Here is a 14,951-nt window from a genome sequence, read left to right on the forward strand (position 1 = left end):
ATGCCGTACACCCTGCTGGCAGCCGCCGTCGCGCTCATCGTCGTCGCCGGGGCCGCCGCCATGGTCGACTCTGCCCTCACCGCGGTCTCGCCGGCCCGCGCGGCCGAGCTCGCCGAGCAGCGCCGCCGCGGCGCCGAATCGCTGGTGAAGATCACCGAGGACCTGCCCGGGCACCTCAACCTGCTCATCCTGCTGCGCCTCGCGTGCGAGGCGGCGGCGATCGCGATCGTCGCGGTCATCGCGTTCGACACCTGGAACGACTCGTGGACGGCGGTCGGCGTCTCGGCCGCCGTCATGACCGTCGTGTCCTTCGTCGTCATCGGCGTGAACCCGCGCACGCTGGGCCGCCAGCACGCCTACCCGGTCGCGCTCGCGGTCGCGGGCCCGGTGTCGATGCTCGGCACCGCGCTCGGGCCGCTCGCGAAGGTTCTCATCCTCCTCGGCAACGCGCTCACGCCCGGCAAGGGCTTCCGCGAGGGGCCGTTCGCGACCTCGGAGATCGAGATCCGCGAGCTCGTCGACGCCGCCGAGGCCCAGGGCACCGTCGACCACGACGAGCGCGACATGATCGCCTCGGTGTTCGCCTTGGGCGACACCGTGGTCCGCGAGGTCATGGTGCCGCGCACCGCGATGGTGTGGGTGGGCGCCGACACGGCCGCGGACGAGGCCAAGCAGGTCGCGCTCCGCTCCGGCTACTCCCGCATCCCGGTGGTGGGGGAGGACCTCGACGACCTGCGCGGCGTCGTCTACCTCAAGGACCTGGTGCGCCTCGACGACGGCGCGAACCCGCCCGTGGGCGAGGTCATGCGCGCGGTCTCGATCGTCCCGGACTCCAAGCCCGTCGACGACCTGCTGCGCGAGATGCAGACCGCCCGGATCCACATCGCGGGCGTGGTCGACGAGTACGGCGGGACCGCCGGGCTCGTCACCATCGAGGACATCCTGGAGGAGATCGTCGGCGAGATCGCCGACGAGTACGACCAGGAGCTCCCGCCCGTCGCCTGGCTCGACGACCGCACCGCGCGCGTCACGGCCCGGCTCTCGCCCGAGGACCTCGCCGAGCTCTTCGACGTCGACCTGCCCGAGGTCGACGTGGACACCGTCGCGGGCCTCCTGGCCGCCGAGCTCGGGAAGGTCCCGCTCGCGGGCGACCGGGCCCGCCTCGCAGGCCTGGAGCTCACCGCCGAGGGCACCGTGGGCCGGCGCAACCGCATCGAGACGGTGCGCGTCGCGCGGCTGCCCGAAGCCGACGACGCGGCGTCTCCGACCTCCACTGACGAAAGGCACGAACTCAATGTCTGACCTGCACGTCGACGACCTCGACGCCGAGGACGCGAAACTCGTCACGCTGGCCCGCGGGGCCGCGGGGCGCGTCTCGCAGACCACCGGCGCGGCCGTGCGCGACGGCATCGGCCGCACCTACGCCTCGGCGGCGGTGGACCTGCCGTCCCTGCGGCTGACCGCGCTCCAGGCGGCGGTCGCGCAGGCGTTCGCGGCGGGCGCGGAGGCGCTGGAGGCGGCCGTGGTCTTCGGCGCGGAGTCGGACGGCGAGGGCCTGCGGGCCGCACGAGACATCAGCAGCGACGTGGCCGCGTACTCGGTCATCCGAAAAGAGGTGAACCGTCTTGCCTAGCAACGAGTTCCGCGCAGGGTTCGCCTGCTTCGTGGGCCGCCCGAACGCCGGGAAGTCCACGCTCACGAACGCGATCATGGGCCAGAAGATCGCGATCACCTCGAACCGGCCGCAGACCACCCGGCACGTCGTCCGCGCGATCCTGCACCGACCGGACTCCCAGCTCATCCTCGTCGACACGCCGGGTCTCCACCGGCCCCGCACGCTGCTCGGCGAGCGCCTGAACGACCTGGTCCGCCAGACCTGGTCCGAGGTCGACGTCATCGGCCTGTGCCTGCCCGCCAACGAGAAGCCCGGTCCCGGCGACAAGTTCATCACCGGCGAGATCGCCAAGCTCGGCGCCAAGGTCGTCGCGGTCGTCACCAAGATCGACCTCGTCTCCAAGGACGCGCTGGTCCGCCACCTCACCAACGTGGCGGCCCTCGGCGAGTTCGCCGACATCGTCCCGGTCTCGGCCAAGACCGGCGAGAACCTCGACGAGCTCGTCGGCGTCCTCTCCGGCCACCTGCCCGAGTCGCCGCAGCTCTACCCGGACGGCATGATCTCCGAGGAGCCCGAGCGGGTCATGATGGCCGAGCTCATCCGCGAGGCCGCCCTCGAAGGCGTCCGCGACGAGCTGCCCCACTCCCTCGCCGTCGTCATCGAGGACGTCGAGGATGAGGACTCCGACGGCGGCCCCCGCAAGAAGATCTGGGCCGAGATCTACGTCGAGCGCTCCTCCCAGAAGGGCATCGTCATCGGCAAGGGCGGCGAGCGCCTCAAGCGCGTCGGCACCAAGGCCCGCAAGGGCATCGCCCAGCTCATCGGCGGCCGCGTCTACCTCGACCTCCACGTCCGCGTCGCCAAGGACTGGCAGAAGGACCCCAAGATGCTCGAACGCCTCGGCTTCTAGCGCCCCGACCCGGCCCCTCCCCGGGGGCCGGGTCCCCAACCCCAGGTGAACACCGCGTGACCCCCCTCACCGAACCCGCTGTGGCAGGTGGTTTCAGGGATGATGTACTCTTTACATACCGACGCGGGATAGAGCAGCTCGGTAGCTCGCCAGGCTCATAACCTGGAGGTCGGTGGTTCAAATCCGCCTCCCGCTACCACGTGAAAGACCCGGTTTCCTCGGATGAGGAAGCCGGGTTTTTCGTTGTCCGGGCGCTGCTATATTCGTCTGCGCCCGTGCCCGCCGTGAGGACCGCTAGGAACGTCGAGAATGCAGCAGTACGCCATGCTGATCGCCCCTTCTGCCAACCGGGTGTACGCCCGGAGTGCGGTGCGGATGGTGGCCAATGAGATCGCCGTGCTGGGGCTGGGGGCCTTGGACGGGGTGGTCGAGGGGGTTGAGGAGCGGGTGCTCGGCGGGGTGCCGTATCTGGTGTTCAGGTCGGGGTCGCTGAGCGGGCGGGATGTGCGGCTGCTGTCGAACGTGTCGGGGCTGTTCGCGCTGTTCGAGGTGCACGGGACGATGCTGGAGCCGATTCCGGTGCAGCGGATGGACCGGTACGACGACGACCTGGTGTCGATCCTGAAGTACGCGGGGAAGACGAACGAGCAGTTCACGAAGCTGCTGCTGAACGTGACGGCGGCGAGTGCGTTCGGGGCGGAGCGGATTCTCGCGGGCGGGTTGAAGGTGTTCGACCCGATGTGCGGGCGGGGGACCACGCTCAATCAGGCCGCGATGTACGGGTTCGACGCGTACGGGGTGGAAGTCGACAAGCGGGACTTCGAGGCGTACGGGGCGTTCATCCAGCGGTGGCTGAAGGACAAGCGGCTCAAGCACAAGGCGCTGACGAGCCGGGTGAAGCGGGACGGCCGCGGCGTCGGCCAGCAGACCCGGGTGGAGTTCGCGGCGACGAAGGAGCTGCACCGGGCGGGCGAGACGCAGGTGATCGAGATCGTCAACGCGGACACGCTGCGCAGCGGTGAGGTCTACCGGCGGCGGAGTTTCGACCTCATCGTGGCGGACGTGCCGTACGGCGTGCAGCACGCCGCAGTGCGGGATACCCGGGAGCTGTCGCGGCGGCCCACGGAGCTGCTGGAGGCCGCGATCCCGGTCTGGGCCGAGCTGCTGCGGCCGGGCGGCGCGATGGGCTTGTCATGGAACACGTACATGACCGAGCGCTCGGAGATGGCCGAGATGCTGGAGGCCGCGGGGATGGAAGTACTGGACGCGGCTCCTTACCTGGACTTCGAGCACCGGGTGGACCACGCGATCAACCGGGACCTGATCGTCGCTCGAATGCCGCGATAGCGCTTGGGCGACACGCTGAAGCGAAGTTTCCGGTTTTTGTAGGGTTCCGCAAGCCGAATCGTTTACTGCTGGGCGCTTGTCGCTTACGTCTGCGTCTACAAGCGACGCTCGTCGTTCGAGTCTGACAAAAATCTGAATCGCGGGGCGTTCCAGTCACTTTGGGTGTTGTTGACTTCACCCAGCGTCGCCTCTACATTCTCCTGCAACGACTCCCATCAGTCGACCTGGAGGAACCATGCACTGCCGCAGTGAGATCGCTCCGAACCCGCGACAAGCCGTCTCCTATTCCTGCTTCTTCCTCAACGTCCTCACCGGCCGCAAGCCCGCATCAGAAGCCCGCCTCTTCGCCACCGACGAAGGCTGGGCCGCGTTCGCGCGGGTGCGGCGCCGGGTCCCCGGCCACTTCAGCCAGGTCCGAGTCCGCAAGGCCACCTTGCCCACCGCCACCACCGCCGAAGTCGTCGCGATGGTCGAGAACGGCCGCTCCCACCTCGCCATGACGTTCTCGTTCACCGCCACCCAGCACGGCTGGCGCCTCGCCCACTGCGAACTCCTCGACCGAACCCAGCCCCGCCACCTGTTGTAGGTGGACACACTGCGGCCGCCCAGTCCGATGGACTGGGCGGCCGCTTTTTGAGTGCTAGTGGCGGGTGCAGTTGGTGCGGAGGTTGAGGTTTTCGGCTACGGCTTGCCAGGAGAGGTATTTGAAGTTGGTGGAGGATTCGTCGGTGCCTTCGGGGGTGTTGTCGCCGTCCTGGACGACGAGGAGGCCGCCGGGGTAGCCGGGGAGGGGGATGTTGACGACGTCGGCGCCGTCGCTGTGCTGGGTGGAGTCGACGGGGCCGGAGGCGATGGCGAAGGAGCCGAGGTAGGAGTTGGAGCCTCGGAGGTTGTAGACGGCGTAGGTGTTGTCGCCCTGGGAGGAGGCGAGGAGGTAGCCGGTGCCGCGGCCGGTGGAGTAGATGGTAAGGCCCTCGATGTCGGTGTGGAGGACGTCGCCGCCGTAGCCGGGGTCGGGCCCGTATTCGCACTCGTCCGTGTCGGGGTTGTAGACGCCCGGGACGCCGAATTCGACGGCGGTGTCGACGAGTTCGGGCTCGCCCTTGAGGTCGGCGCTCACCTTCCAGATGCCCACGAGCTCTTGGCCGAGGTAGGCCGTGCCGGTCGCCTCGTCTACCACCATGCCTTCCACTTGGGCGTACTGGCCCGGGTCGTCGCAGGTGGTCCAGTCATCTCCGTTGGGGAGTTCGAAGGAGGCCGGAAGTTCAAGGGTCCTTACCTTTTGCCAGGTGACCTTGTCCTCATCGGCCACCAGTTTCAGCAGTGCCACTTCGGTTTCCGAGTTTCGGCTTACCAGGGCATAGGCGTTGTTCCTGGACTGCCATGTCGTCAGGCCGTATGCCGTGTGTTCCTCGTTGATTTCTTCTTGGCTCGCCGTGAAGATCGTTCCCGCGTTCTCGTCGGTGACATCCACCAGTCGGCCGTCTTCGATCTTGAAGATGCCCAGGTTGTCCATGCCCCGGTCGGAGGCCACGGCGAGGTCGACGCGTTCGCTGTCGAGTTTGAAGTTCTCGATGAGGTCGACGTTGTTGTAGCGGCCGGGGGCGTCGTCCTCGCCGGGGGCCGGGCGGGGGTCGACGTGCTGGAGTTCGTTGCCCTGCAAGTCGTAGACGTAGAGGCCGGCCTCTTTGGCGGTGGTGATTACCAGGCTGTCGGCGGGGTTGTCCTTGTCGACCCAGATCGCGGGGTCGTCGGCGTCGGCGTCGTCCTCGGACCACAGGGCGGGGGTTTCGAGGATCGCGGTCACCGGTTCGTCGGCATACGCGGCCGGGGCCGCCACCAGGGCGGCTACCGCGCCGACGGCGGTGAGGGCGAGCAGGCGTGAGGGCACGGGACCTCCAAAGAGCAGGGGTTCAACGGTCGGATCGATCCTCGACCCCGCCGGTGAACCCCTGGTGAATCCCGCCCCAATTCAGGCGCTCCTGGTGCGGGTCCTCCACAGCAGCCAGATGAAGTACGGCGTCCCGATCAGTGAGCAGACCAGTCCCGCGGGGATCTGCGCCGGGGCTATTACGGTGCGGCCCAACGTGTCCGCGAGGCTCACAAGGAGTATCCCGAGGAGGATCGAGACCGGGAGGACTCTTGCGTGGCGGCTGCCGACCAGGCCACGCGCCAGATGCGGTGCCACTAGGCCCACGAAGCCGATCACTCCGACGACGGCCACTGCCGCGGCCGTCAACATGGCAGCCGCTCCCAGCAGGAGCAGCCTGGTTCGCTCCAGTCTCACGCCCAGCGTTCTCGGGGTGTCGTCGTCCAGCGCCAGGAGGTCGATCTCCTTGCGGTGCGCGATGATTAGGGGGAGGACGACCACCAGGGCCGCCAGCAGGGGGATGAGGCGGTCGGCCGTGCGGCCGTAGGTGGTGCCGGAGAGCCAGGTCATGGCCTTGGGCGTGTTCCACGGGTCCGAGGCCAGGATGATGAGGGTGATCGCGGCCATGCCGATCGACCAGACGCCGATGCCGACGAGGACCAGGCGGGACGTGTCGAGGCCGCCGCGCCAGGCGAGGGCGTACACGAGCGCGAACGCGCCCAGCCCGCCTACCGCGGCCACACCGGTGATCGCCCACGCGCCTGACGAAGGGGCCCAAGTGATCAGGGTGACCGCGCCGATGCCAGCGCCCGCGGTGACGCCGAGGAGGCCGGGTTCGGCGAGGGGGTTGCGGAGGATGCCCTGGGTGACCGCGCCAGCGCAAGCGAGCGCCGCGCCCGCGAGGATCGCGGCGAGGACGCGGGGGTAGCGCTGCTCGATGATCCACGTGTAGCTCGCGCCGGTCTTGCCCGCGACCCAGTTGACGAGGTCGCCGCCGAGCAGCATCGTGTCGCCCGACAGCATGCCCGCGAACAGCGCGCCGAGCGATGCCGCGGCGAGGCCGATCACGATGAGCACGAAGGCGATCCGAGACCGGTTGGCGGCGCCGTGGAGGATCGCCGGGCGGTCCTCCGAGCCGGCGCTGGTGACCGTGCGGGCCAGCCAGACCATGACGCCCGCGCCGAGGAGCGTGGTCGTGACGCCCACGGGGATCTCGATGCTCTTGTCGGCGCCCAGGATCGCGCGGACGGCGAGGTCCGCGCCGACAATGACCAGCGCGCCGCACAAGGCGCTGAAGGGGATCAGGACCCGGTGGGCGAGCAGCGAGGGGAAGCGCCGCGCGATCTGGCGGGCGATCACCGGAGCCGCAAGGCCCACGAAGCCGATCGGTCCGGCGATCGTGACCGCGCACGCCGCGAGGAGCAGCGAGCAGAGGACGGCGACGGTCCTGGTACGCCGCACGTGGACGCCGAGGCTCGAAGCGGTGTCGTCGCCGAGGCGCAGCAGGTCCAGGCGCGGCGCCCACAGCATCGCGGCGGCCACCGCGAGCACGACGAGCGGCGCGGCCTGGGCCATCGAGTGGAATCCGGCGAGGCTGAGACTGCCTGAGCCCCAGGCGAACAGGCCGGTGGTCTCCTCCTGGAACAGCAGGATCAGCAGGGACACCAGGGAGTTGGCGGCCATCGCGGTGGCCGATCCGGCGAGGATCAGGCGGGTCGTCGCCGATTCGCCGCCGCCCGCCGAGAGCGCGAGCACCAGGCCCGCCGTCAAGAGCGCGCCGATGAACGCCACGCCCAGCCCGGAGACGAACGGCAGCGTGATCCCGAAGGCCGCCACCGCGGTCACGGCCAGGTACGCCCCGGCGTTCACCGCGAGCGTGTCGGGGCTGGCGAGCGGGTTGCGCGCCACCGACTGGAGGAGCACACCCGAAGCGCCCAAGGCGATCCCGACGAGGACCGCCCCGGCGAGGCGGGGCAGGCGCGCGCCTTCGAGGACGTGCCACACGCCCGGATCGGCGCCGCCGGAGACCAGCGCGAGCAGGTCTCCGGCGTCCACCTCGGAGGTGCCTTGCGTGAGGTGGAGGGCCGCCAGCGCGACCAGGGCCCCGACCGTGAGGATGAAGGCCGCCGCGGTAGGAAGGAGGCGCGGGGCCCTCGGGGCCGGAGCCTCCGGTCGCGCCGGCGAGCTCAGGGTGCTCAACTGGCGTAGACCTCGGCGAAGTAGTCGAGGAAGGCTTCGGAGGACTTGGGGCCGCCGAAGGTCCAGACGCCGTGGGGCAGTTCGTACATGGTGCCGTTCTTGACGAACGCCAGGTTCTCCCAGATGGCGTTCCCGGCGACGCCGTCGGTGAAGATGTTGCCGCCGTCGGCGTTGTTCCAGATGAACTTCAGCTCGGTGTCGGTGTACTGGGCCATGCCTTCGAGGTCGGTGCCGCCCAGGCCCCACACGCCGTCGGTCTCGCCGGTCCAGGCGTTCTCCAGGCCCACGGCGGTGCCGAGGGAGCCGACGAGGGAGGTGGCGCCGAAGGGGCGCACGGTGACGGCGTCGCCTTCGGCCCAGCCGTCGGCGTACAGGTACGGCACAGTGCCGGTCCCGGCGGCCTCGATGGCGGCCTTGGTGTCGGCGATCTTGGCCTCGAAGTCGGCCCAGAGGGCGTCGGCCTCGTCGGTCTTGCCGGTGAGCTCGGCGATCATGTCGACGTCGCGGTGCATGCGGTCGAGGTTGTCGGTCTCGCTGGAGCCCTCGGTGACGAGGACGGGCACGAACTCCTCGATGGAGGCGATGAGGTCCTCGTCGTCGCTTTCCATGACGACGAGGTCGGCGCCGAGTCCGGCGATGGCGTCGATGGACGGCTCCTGGCGGGTGCCGACGTCGGTGACCGAGTCGTCGAGGGGCACGGCCGCGCCGACCCAGGTGTTGTAGCCCTCCAGGTCGGCGACGCCGACGGGCATGACGCCGAGGCTCGCTGCGATCTCGACCTCGGCCCATTCGAGGGCGACCACTTTCTCGGCGGGGGCGTCGAGTTCGACGGTGCGGCCGAGGAAGTCGGTGACGGAGACGGGCCCGCCGGTGTCGGCGCCGCCGTCGGCGCCGTCGTCTTCGGTGGTGCCGCAGGCGGAGGCGGCGAGGACCGCTGCCAGTGCCGCGGGCACGGCGAACGTCTTGAGGGCGTTGCGCATCGGGTTTCCTTCTATTCGGTGGTGGTGCCCGCGAGCCTGCGGGAGTGGTGGCGGCCGATGGGCCGGGCCGTGAGGAGGCCGGTCGCGGGGTCGGCGTCGACGCGGATGTCGATGCCGTATGCGGCGGTGAGGTGCTCGGCGGTGAGGACCTCGGCCGGGGTCCCGGCGGCCTTGACGCGGCCGTCGTGGAGGAGGACGGCGCGGTCGGCGACCGCGGCGGCCTGGTCGAGGTCGTGGAGGACGACGCCGACGGCGGTGCCGTGGTCGTCGGCGAGGTCGCGCACGAGGTCGAGGATCTCGACCTGGTAGCGCAGGTCGAGGTGGTTGGTGGGCTCGTCGAGGAGGAGCACGGCGGTGTCCTGGGCGAGGCAGGAGGCAAGCCAGACGCGCTGGCGCTCGCCGCCGGAGAGGGCCTCCATGCCGCGTTCGGCCATGTGCCCGACGCCGCAGATCTCCATGGCGCGCTGGATCTTCGCGGGCCCGTCGGGGTCGCCGTGGCGCCAGCGGCCGCGGTGGGGGTGGCGGCCGTAGCCGACGACGTCGAGGACGCGGATGCCGCCGGGGACGGGGCGGGACTGGGAGAGGAGGGCGACGCGGCGGGCGAACTCCTTGGGGCTCAAGGCGGCCGCTTGGGTGCCGTCGGGGAAGTCGACGGTTCCGGCGTCGGGCCGGTGGAGGCGCGCGAGGGAGCGCAGGAGGGTGGACTTCCCGGATCCGTTGGGGCCCAGGAGCGCCGTGACCTCGCCGCCGCGCAGCTCGATGTCGGCGTCGTGGACGACGGTGTCGCCGAAGTAGGCGAGTCGGAGGGCGCGGCCGTTCAAGCCTGCGTCATCTGGCATGTAGGTAAGGCTAACCTACCTTGGTCTCGTTTGCATCTCGCAAGGTCACAGAGTGGGAACACTCGGTCCGCCCAGGTCGGGAGGGGTGTTGATGGGAATGAATCCCGTTCGCGCCCAAACGGTCTCTCATCCGGTGAGGACGCGCACACCACGCGTAAGAGTGAAAACCGGCGCGCCGCTCTGGACTCGGACGTGCCGCGTGGGTTCGACTGGTCCTTGGCACCATCGCGCCGATGCACCCCGTGTCGGCGCGGGACGCCGGAGAGGACGAACATGACACCGAATGCGAAGGTGGGGCCTTCGAGTGTCGCCACCATGGACGACATCTGGACGGTCGACCGAGTCAAGCAGCTCGGCGTGATGACCAATGTCGAGACCGCGGCGCAGATCCTGGGGATCGGCCGGACGGTCGCGTACCGGCTGGCGAAGGACGGGGACTTCCCCGTCCAGGTCCTGCGGATCGGCCACAGCTACCGGGTCCCGGTACTGCGGCTGCTGGAGGTCCTCGGCGCCGACGGCGACCGGGTCGACTGACCCCGGCGGGCGCCCGGCAGGGGCGCCCCGGGCCGGACAGGTGAATACAGCGCGGCGGCGCGGCCCCTGGGGAGGAGGACCGCGCCGCCGTCGGCGTCCCTAGCGCTTCTTGCGCTTGTCCTTGTGCTGGAAGTGGACGAACAGCCTGCCGAAGTTCTTCGAGTCCTTGTCGACCCGGTGGTACATGGCCTTGACGTCCTTCTGGTCGAGGAACCGCAGCACCTTCTTCTTGAGCTGCCCCGAGCCCTTGCCGGGGATGATCTCGACGAGGTCGATCCTCTTCGCGACCGCCTCTTCGATCACGTCCCGCAGCGCCTTCTCGATCTGGTCGCCCTTGTTGTAGATGTCGTGCAGGTCCAGCACCAGTTTCGCCATGACCGCAGCCTAAGCCTCGGTGCGCTGGATGTCCGGCTCGATGTAGATGAGCTTGGCCTTGGGCACGGCGGCGCGGATGCGCGCCTCGGCCGCGTCGATCTCGGCGGCGACCTGCGCGCCGGTCTCGGTGCGGTCGATGCCGACCTTCGCGGCGACCAGCAGCTCGTCGGGGCCGACGTGCAGGGTCTTGAGGTGGATGAGGGTGCTCGTGCCGTCCTGCTTGATCGCGCCCTCGATGGCCGAGATGTCCTCCTGCGTGGCGGACTCGCCGATGAGCATCGAGCGGATCTCGATGGCGAGCACGATCGCGATGCACACCAGCAGCACGCCGATGCTCATGGTGCCCAGGGCGTCGAAGATCGAGTTGTGGGTGATCCAGGTGAGGCCGACGCCGAGGAGCGCGAGCACGAGGCCGACGAGCGCGCCGATGTCCTCCAGGAGGATCACGGGCAGCTCGGGGGAGCGGGAGCCCTGGATGAACTTGACCCAGGACTGCTTGCCGCGCACCGCGTTCGACTCCTTCACCGCCGTGCGCAGCGAGAACGACTCCAGCGTGATCGCCACGAGCAGGACGATGACGGCCACGAGCGGCGTCTCCAGACCGTGCTCGGTGTCCTGGAGCTTGTGCCAGCCCTCGTACAGCGCGTACACGCCGCCGATGGAGAACAGGACGATCGAGACGATGAACGCGTAGATGTAGCGCTCGCGCCCGTATCCGAACGGGTGCGCGGGGCTGGCGGCCTTGCGGGAGGCCTTGCCGCCGATCAGGAGCAGGACCTGGTTGGCCGCGTCGGCGACGGAGTGCACGCCCTCGGCGAGCATCGACGCCGAGCCGGTGATCGCCGCCGCCACGAACTTGCTGATCGCGATGCCCGTGTTCGCCGCGAGGGCCGCGACGATCGCCTTGGTGCCGCCTTCTGCTGACATGCGCCCGAGATTCCTTCCATGTACGTGCGCACGCTGCGTGCGGCGCAGGACGAGTCTGTCATGGGCCCGCCACCCCGCTCGCGGGGAGCGGCGGCCGTCCCGTCCGGTGGTGAACGCTACCGCCGTTCGAACGGGCGGTGTGCCCCCGGACGCTGGTACCGTAGAGGCAGGCGACGCCCCGGAAGTACAACGCGCTTCCGGCCAGGGCAAACGCCCGTACACCGCCAAGGGGCCCTCAGCGCCCCGGCTTCGGCCCACCGGCCGCGGCCCCTGTACGGACGCCTCCCGCATCGCCTGCGCGCGGACCGAGTGGTGGACCGGTTCCGGCAATACGACCCGCAAGGGTCCTGCCGAGAACCGACTCTGAACCGCTTGGAGCGCCGCCGTGACCACCCTCGACCGCCCCCTCTCCTCCGCGACCGCTGCCGCCGTCGCCGCGCCCGAGCGCGCGACGCCGAAGCAGTGGCTCGCCGTGGCCGCCGTCTCCCTCGGCGTCTTCGTCGTCATGACCTCCGAAGTCCTCCCTGTGGGCCTCCTCACGCCGATCGGCGCCGAGCTGGGCGTCAGCGAAGGCACCGCCGGACTCATGGTCACCGTCCCCGGCCTCGTCGCCGCCGTCGCCGCGCCGCTGAGCATCGTCCTCACCCGCCGCCTCGACCGCCGCCTCGTGCTCCTCGGCCTCGCCCTGCTCGTGGCGGGCGCGAACGTCGGCGCCGCCACCGCCACCACCTTCGGCACGCTTTTGACCGCCCGCGTCCTCGTCGGCGTCGCCATCGGCGCGTTCTGGGCCGTCGCCGGAGGCATCGCCCTGCGCCTCGTCCCCGCCCGCGACGTGCCCCGCGCGACCGCCGCCGTCTACGGCGGCATCGGCGCCGCCACCGTCCTCGGCGTCCCCGCAGGGACGCTCATCGGCGACCACTACGGCTGGCGCGCAGCGCTCCTGGCGCTCATGGTCCTCGCGCTGGCCGCGATGGCCGCCATCGCGCTGCTCGTGCCGAAGCTCCCCTCGCAGACGACGGTCTCGTTCGCGTCGCTCCCGAACCTGGTGCGCCGCAACAAGGCCGTGCGCACGGGCCTGGCCCTGACGTTCTTCATCGTCACCGGCCACTTCATCGCCTACACGTTCATCAGCCCGATCCTCCAGGCCAACGGCCTCGCCGCCTCGCGGGTCTCGGGCCTGCTGCTCGTGTTCGGCGCGGCCGCGCTCATCGCCACCGTCGCCTCCGGCTCGCTCATCGGCAAGCATCTGAAGGGCACGCTCGCCGCGCTCGGCGTGATGATGGCGCTCGGCATGGCGCTCATGGCGTTCGCCGTCGGCGACCTGTTCTCGGCCGCCGCGGTCCTCATCCTGTGGGGCGCGGGCTACGGCCTGGTGTCCCCGGCCGTGCAGACCTGGTACATGAACGCCGCCGAGCCCGGCGAGGTCGAGATCGCGACCTCGCTGAACACCGTCATGTTCAACCTGTCGATCGCCGCGGGCTCGTTCGCGGGCGGCTTCGTGGTCGACGGCTCGGGCCCGACTTCGGTGCTGTGGATCGGCGCGGCCCTGCTGATCCCGGTCGTCGTCATCGCCTTGCGGGCGCGGAAGCGGGCTTGAGGAGCCGGTCCACCAGCTGCGCGAGCGCCGCGAGGAGCAGCGCGGCGAGGAGCACTCCGGCCGTGTTGAGCACGGCCCGCGTCCAGCCGAGCTCGGCGGCGTCCAGGAACGGGTACGGGAACCAGCCGGTCTCGCGGCCGCGCCAGAACGTGTAGGCGATCCACGCGACCGGCCACAGGAACGCCAGCCACGCCGTGCGCCCGTCGGCCTGCCCGCGCGGCCCGAACACGAGCCACCCGAGCAGGAACGCGACCGGGCTGATGTAGTGGAACGCCGCGTTCACCCACCACGCCACGCCCACCGGGTGGACCAGCGGCGCGAGGATCAGCGCGAACACGATCCCGGTGATGACGATCCCGAGGAGCGCGTCGAGGCGCAGCACCCGCCACGCCCGCCCGTCGCGCTTCGGATTCGCGGCGAGGAGCCCGGAGGCGGCGAGCACCAGCATGTTGCTCTGGATCGTGAAGTAGGAGAACAGCCTGATGAGGCGCTCTTGAAGGTCCGCGTCCCCGGCGCCCTCGGCGGCGTTCACGTCGGTCCCGCCCTGCACGACCAGCACCACCTGCGTCACCAACGCCGCCAGCACGATCGCGAACAGCGCCCCGTGCCACGCCCGGCTCGCCCGCATCCGCCCGCTCATCCGCACTCCCATGCGCGGGAGCGTATCGGAGCGGGGCGGCGCCCGGGTGGTTTCAGACCGCGACCGCCTCGCGCCCGAACGGCTCGGCGGCCGGGTCGCACGCGGGCGCCTGCTTGCGGAACTGGCCGGGCGGGGTGCCGAAGTCGCGCTTGAACGCGGCGGCGAACGCGAACTCCGACCCGTAGCCGACCTGCCGCGCGATCGACGCCAGGGGCGCCTCGGTGTCGGCGAGGAGCCGCGCGGCCATCGTCAGCCGCCACGAGGTGAGGTACGCGAGCGGCGGCTGCCCGACCATCTCGGTGAACCGCCGCGAGAACGCCGAGCGCGACAGGCCCGCGACCTCGCCGAGCGACGCGACGGTCCACTGGCGGGCCGGGGCGGCGTGGATCGCCTCCAGTGCGGGCCCGACCGCCTTGTCGGCCAGGGCCGTCGCCCAGCCCGCGAAGCGGCATTCGACGGTGCGGGGGCCGAGGAGCGCGCGCAGCAGGTACATCAGGACCGCGTCGAGCAGCGCCGGGACGAGCGTGTCGCCGCCGCGCTGCTCGGACGCCAGTTCGCCGTCGAGCATGGCGATCGCGTTGGCGAGTCCGGGCCGCTCGCCCGGGTCGGCCGGGAGGTGGACGAAATCGGGGAGGGTCCCGATGAGCGGGTGGGTCCGGTTCGGTGCGAGTTCGTATGCGAGGCAGAGGATCACGTGCGTGGCGTCGGGGTCGTCGGAGCGGAGCACGGCGCCGGGGAACGCGTGGCCCGGTTCGCATCGCGGCCCGGGCGGCGTGTCGGGCGAGTCGGCGACCAGGTGCGGAGCGCCGTGGGGGACGAGCAGGGCGTCGCCGGGGCCGAGCTTGAACGTCTCGCCGCCCTCGGTGACCGCGACCGCGGTGCCGCGCACCATGAGCTGCACGCCGAATCCGTTGGGGCGGCCGATCCGGTGGTCGGACCACGGCCCCGACTTCGCGAACCGGGCCGCGAAGGGCCGGCCGGTCCGCAGCACCGTCATGACATCGCTAAGCACGTCCATCGGTGAAGCCTATCCGGGGCGGGACGATCGGACATGAAGCGAGGACGCTCGCGGATTGGCGCTCGGCGCGCCCGGCTCTACCTTCGATGATGTTCCCCCG

At 70.5% G+C, this 14,951-nt stretch carries 15 protein-coding genes and 1 tRNA gene; 8 read left to right on the forward strand and 8 right to left on the reverse strand.

The genetic code is table 11. The features are described from left to right. The 6 genes from WA640_RS26440 to WA640_RS26465 all read left to right on the forward strand — a co-directional run bounded on the left by WA640_RS26440 (position 1) and on the right by WA640_RS26465 (position 4,458). On the forward strand, positions 1-1,302 hold the full coding sequence (locus tag WA640_RS26440; protein WP_335991851.1) for a hemolysin family protein: 1,302 nt from the start codon (positions 1-3) through the stop codon (positions 1,300-1,302). Then, complete coding sequence (locus WA640_RS26445) at positions 1,295-1,633, forward strand: cytidine deaminase (RefSeq protein WP_335991853.1); 339 nt, start codon at positions 1,295-1,297, stop codon at positions 1,631-1,633. Before WA640_RS26440 ends, WA640_RS26445 begins: the two co-directional genes overlap by 8 nt. Then, the gene (gene era, locus WA640_RS26450; RefSeq protein WP_106365111.1) at positions 1,626-2,525 is read left to right on the forward strand and encodes a GTPase Era; all 900 of its coding nucleotides are present in this window, start codon (positions 1,626-1,628) and stop codon (positions 2,523-2,525) included. The genes WA640_RS26445 and era overlap by 8 nt, the downstream gene beginning before the upstream one ends. Before the next feature lie 122 nt (positions 2,526-2,647). Beyond that, a tRNA-Met gene (locus WA640_RS26455) sits at positions 2,648-2,724 on the forward strand. Positions 2,725-2,834: 110 nt separating this feature from the next. Continuing rightward, on the forward strand, positions 2,835-3,872 hold the full coding sequence (locus tag WA640_RS26460) for a TRM11 family SAM-dependent methyltransferase (protein ID WP_335991854.1): 1,038 nt from the start codon (positions 2,835-2,837) through the stop codon (positions 3,870-3,872). Positions 3,873-4,107: 235 nt separating this feature from the next. Beyond that, entirely contained in the window at positions 4,108-4,458 is a 351-nt protein-coding gene (locus WA640_RS26465) for an Rv3235 family protein (protein WP_335991855.1), read from the forward strand. A 54-nt stretch (positions 4,459-4,512) separates the two neighbouring features. Here the strand turns inward: WA640_RS26465 and WA640_RS26470 are convergent, their stop codons facing one another. The 4 genes from WA640_RS26470 to WA640_RS26485 all read right to left on the reverse strand — a co-directional run bounded on the left by WA640_RS26470 (position 4,513) and on the right by WA640_RS26485 (position 9,760). Next, entirely contained in the window at positions 4,513-5,763 is a 1,251-nt protein-coding gene (locus WA640_RS26470; RefSeq protein WP_335991856.1) for a phytase, read from the reverse strand. 81 nt (positions 5,764-5,844) lie between these two features. Further along, positions 5,845-7,932, reverse strand: a complete 2,088-nt coding sequence (locus WA640_RS26475; protein WP_442904843.1) for an iron ABC transporter permease — start codon at positions 7,930-7,932, stop codon at positions 5,845-5,847. A gap of 5 nt (positions 7,933-7,937) precedes the next feature. Further along, complete coding sequence (locus WA640_RS26480; protein ID WP_335991858.1) at positions 7,938-8,921, reverse strand: iron-siderophore ABC transporter substrate-binding protein; 984 nt, start codon at positions 8,919-8,921, stop codon at positions 7,938-7,940. Positions 8,922-8,932: 11 nt separating this feature from the next. Continuing rightward, complete coding sequence (locus tag WA640_RS26485; RefSeq protein ID WP_335991859.1) at positions 8,933-9,760, reverse strand: ABC transporter ATP-binding protein; 828 nt, start codon at positions 9,758-9,760, stop codon at positions 8,933-8,935. Positions 9,761-10,075: 315 nt separating this feature from the next. Here WA640_RS26485 and WA640_RS26490 point away from each other — a divergent pair, with 315 nt between their 5' ends. Continuing rightward, positions 10,076-10,294, forward strand: a complete 219-nt coding sequence (locus WA640_RS26490; RefSeq protein WP_106365104.1) for a helix-turn-helix domain-containing protein — start codon at positions 10,076-10,078, stop codon at positions 10,292-10,294. Positions 10,295-10,393: 99 nt separating this feature from the next. Here WA640_RS26490 and WA640_RS26495 read toward each other — a convergent pair whose 3' ends face one another. Together WA640_RS26495 and WA640_RS26500 are read right to left on the reverse strand one after the other, a co-directional pair. Then, complete coding sequence (locus WA640_RS26495) at positions 10,394-10,669, reverse strand: Smr/MutS family protein (protein ID WP_335991860.1); 276 nt, start codon at positions 10,667-10,669, stop codon at positions 10,394-10,396. Between the two features lie 9 nt (positions 10,670-10,678). Then, the gene (locus WA640_RS26500; protein ID WP_335991861.1) at positions 10,679-11,596 is read right to left on the reverse strand and encodes a cation diffusion facilitator family transporter; all 918 of its coding nucleotides are present in this window, start codon (positions 11,594-11,596) and stop codon (positions 10,679-10,681) included. A 385-nt stretch (positions 11,597-11,981) separates the two neighbouring features. On the opposite strand from WA640_RS26500, the gene WA640_RS26505 reads away from it, so the two are divergent. Beyond that, positions 11,982-13,193 carry an MFS transporter gene (locus tag WA640_RS26505; RefSeq protein ID WP_335991862.1) on the forward strand — a complete coding sequence of 404 codons (1,212 nt, stop codon included), beginning with the start codon at positions 11,982-11,984 and terminating at the stop codon, positions 13,191-13,193. On the opposite strand, the gene WA640_RS26510 is transcribed toward WA640_RS26505, so the two are convergent. Both WA640_RS26510 and WA640_RS26515 read right to left on the reverse strand, forming a co-directional pair. Then, complete coding sequence (locus WA640_RS26510) at positions 13,162-13,845, reverse strand: Pr6Pr family membrane protein (RefSeq protein WP_335991863.1); 684 nt, start codon at positions 13,843-13,845, stop codon at positions 13,162-13,164. The genes WA640_RS26505 and WA640_RS26510 overlap by 32 nt on opposite strands. Before the next feature lie 40 nt (positions 13,846-13,885). After that, entirely contained in the window at positions 13,886-14,851 is a 966-nt protein-coding gene (locus tag WA640_RS26515) for an AraC family transcriptional regulator (RefSeq protein ID WP_335991864.1), read from the reverse strand. Positions 14,852-14,951 lie beyond the last annotated feature (100 nt).

Origin of the sequence: Glycomyces sp. MUSA5-2, from assembly GCF_037034145.1 — a bacterium.
Classification (GTDB): domain Bacteria; phylum Actinomycetota; class Actinomycetes; order Mycobacteriales; family Micromonosporaceae; genus Glycomyces; species Glycomyces artemisiae.

Coding starts and splice junctions, on each gene's coding strand:
- WA640_RS26440 (WP_335991851.1), top strand. CDS start 1: ATGCCGTACACCCTGCTGGCAGCCGCCGTCGCGCTCATCGTCGTCGCC.
- WA640_RS26445 (WP_335991853.1), top strand. CDS start 1,295: ATGTCTGACCTGCACGTCGACGACCTCGACGCCGAGGACGCGAAACTC.
- WA640_RS26460 (WP_335991854.1), top strand. CDS start 2,835: ATGCAGCAGTACGCCATGCTGATCGCCCCTTCTGCCAACCGGGTGTAC.
- WA640_RS26465 (WP_335991855.1), top strand. CDS start 4,108: ATGCACTGCCGCAGTGAGATCGCTCCGAACCCGCGACAAGCCGTCTCC.
- WA640_RS26480 (WP_335991858.1), bottom strand. CDS start 8,921: ATGCGCAACGCCCTCAAGACGTTCGCCGTGCCCGCGGCACTGGCAGCG.
- WA640_RS26485 (WP_335991859.1), bottom strand. CDS start 9,760: ATGCCAGATGACGCAGGCTTGAACGGCCGCGCCCTCCGACTCGCCTAC.
- WA640_RS26490 (WP_106365104.1), top strand. CDS start 10,076: ATGGACGACATCTGGACGGTCGACCGAGTCAAGCAGCTCGGCGTGATG.
- WA640_RS26495 (WP_335991860.1), bottom strand. CDS start 10,669: ATGGCGAAACTGGTGCTGGACCTGCACGACATCTACAACAAGGGCGAC.
- WA640_RS26500 (WP_335991861.1), bottom strand. CDS start 11,596: ATGTCAGCAGAAGGCGGCACCAAGGCGATCGTCGCGGCCCTCGCGGCG.
- WA640_RS26510 (WP_335991863.1), bottom strand. CDS start 13,845: ATGGGAGTGCGGATGAGCGGGCGGATGCGGGCGAGCCGGGCGTGGCAC.
- WA640_RS26515 (WP_335991864.1), bottom strand. CDS start 14,851: ATGGACGTGCTTAGCGATGTCATGACGGTGCTGCGGACCGGCCGGCCC.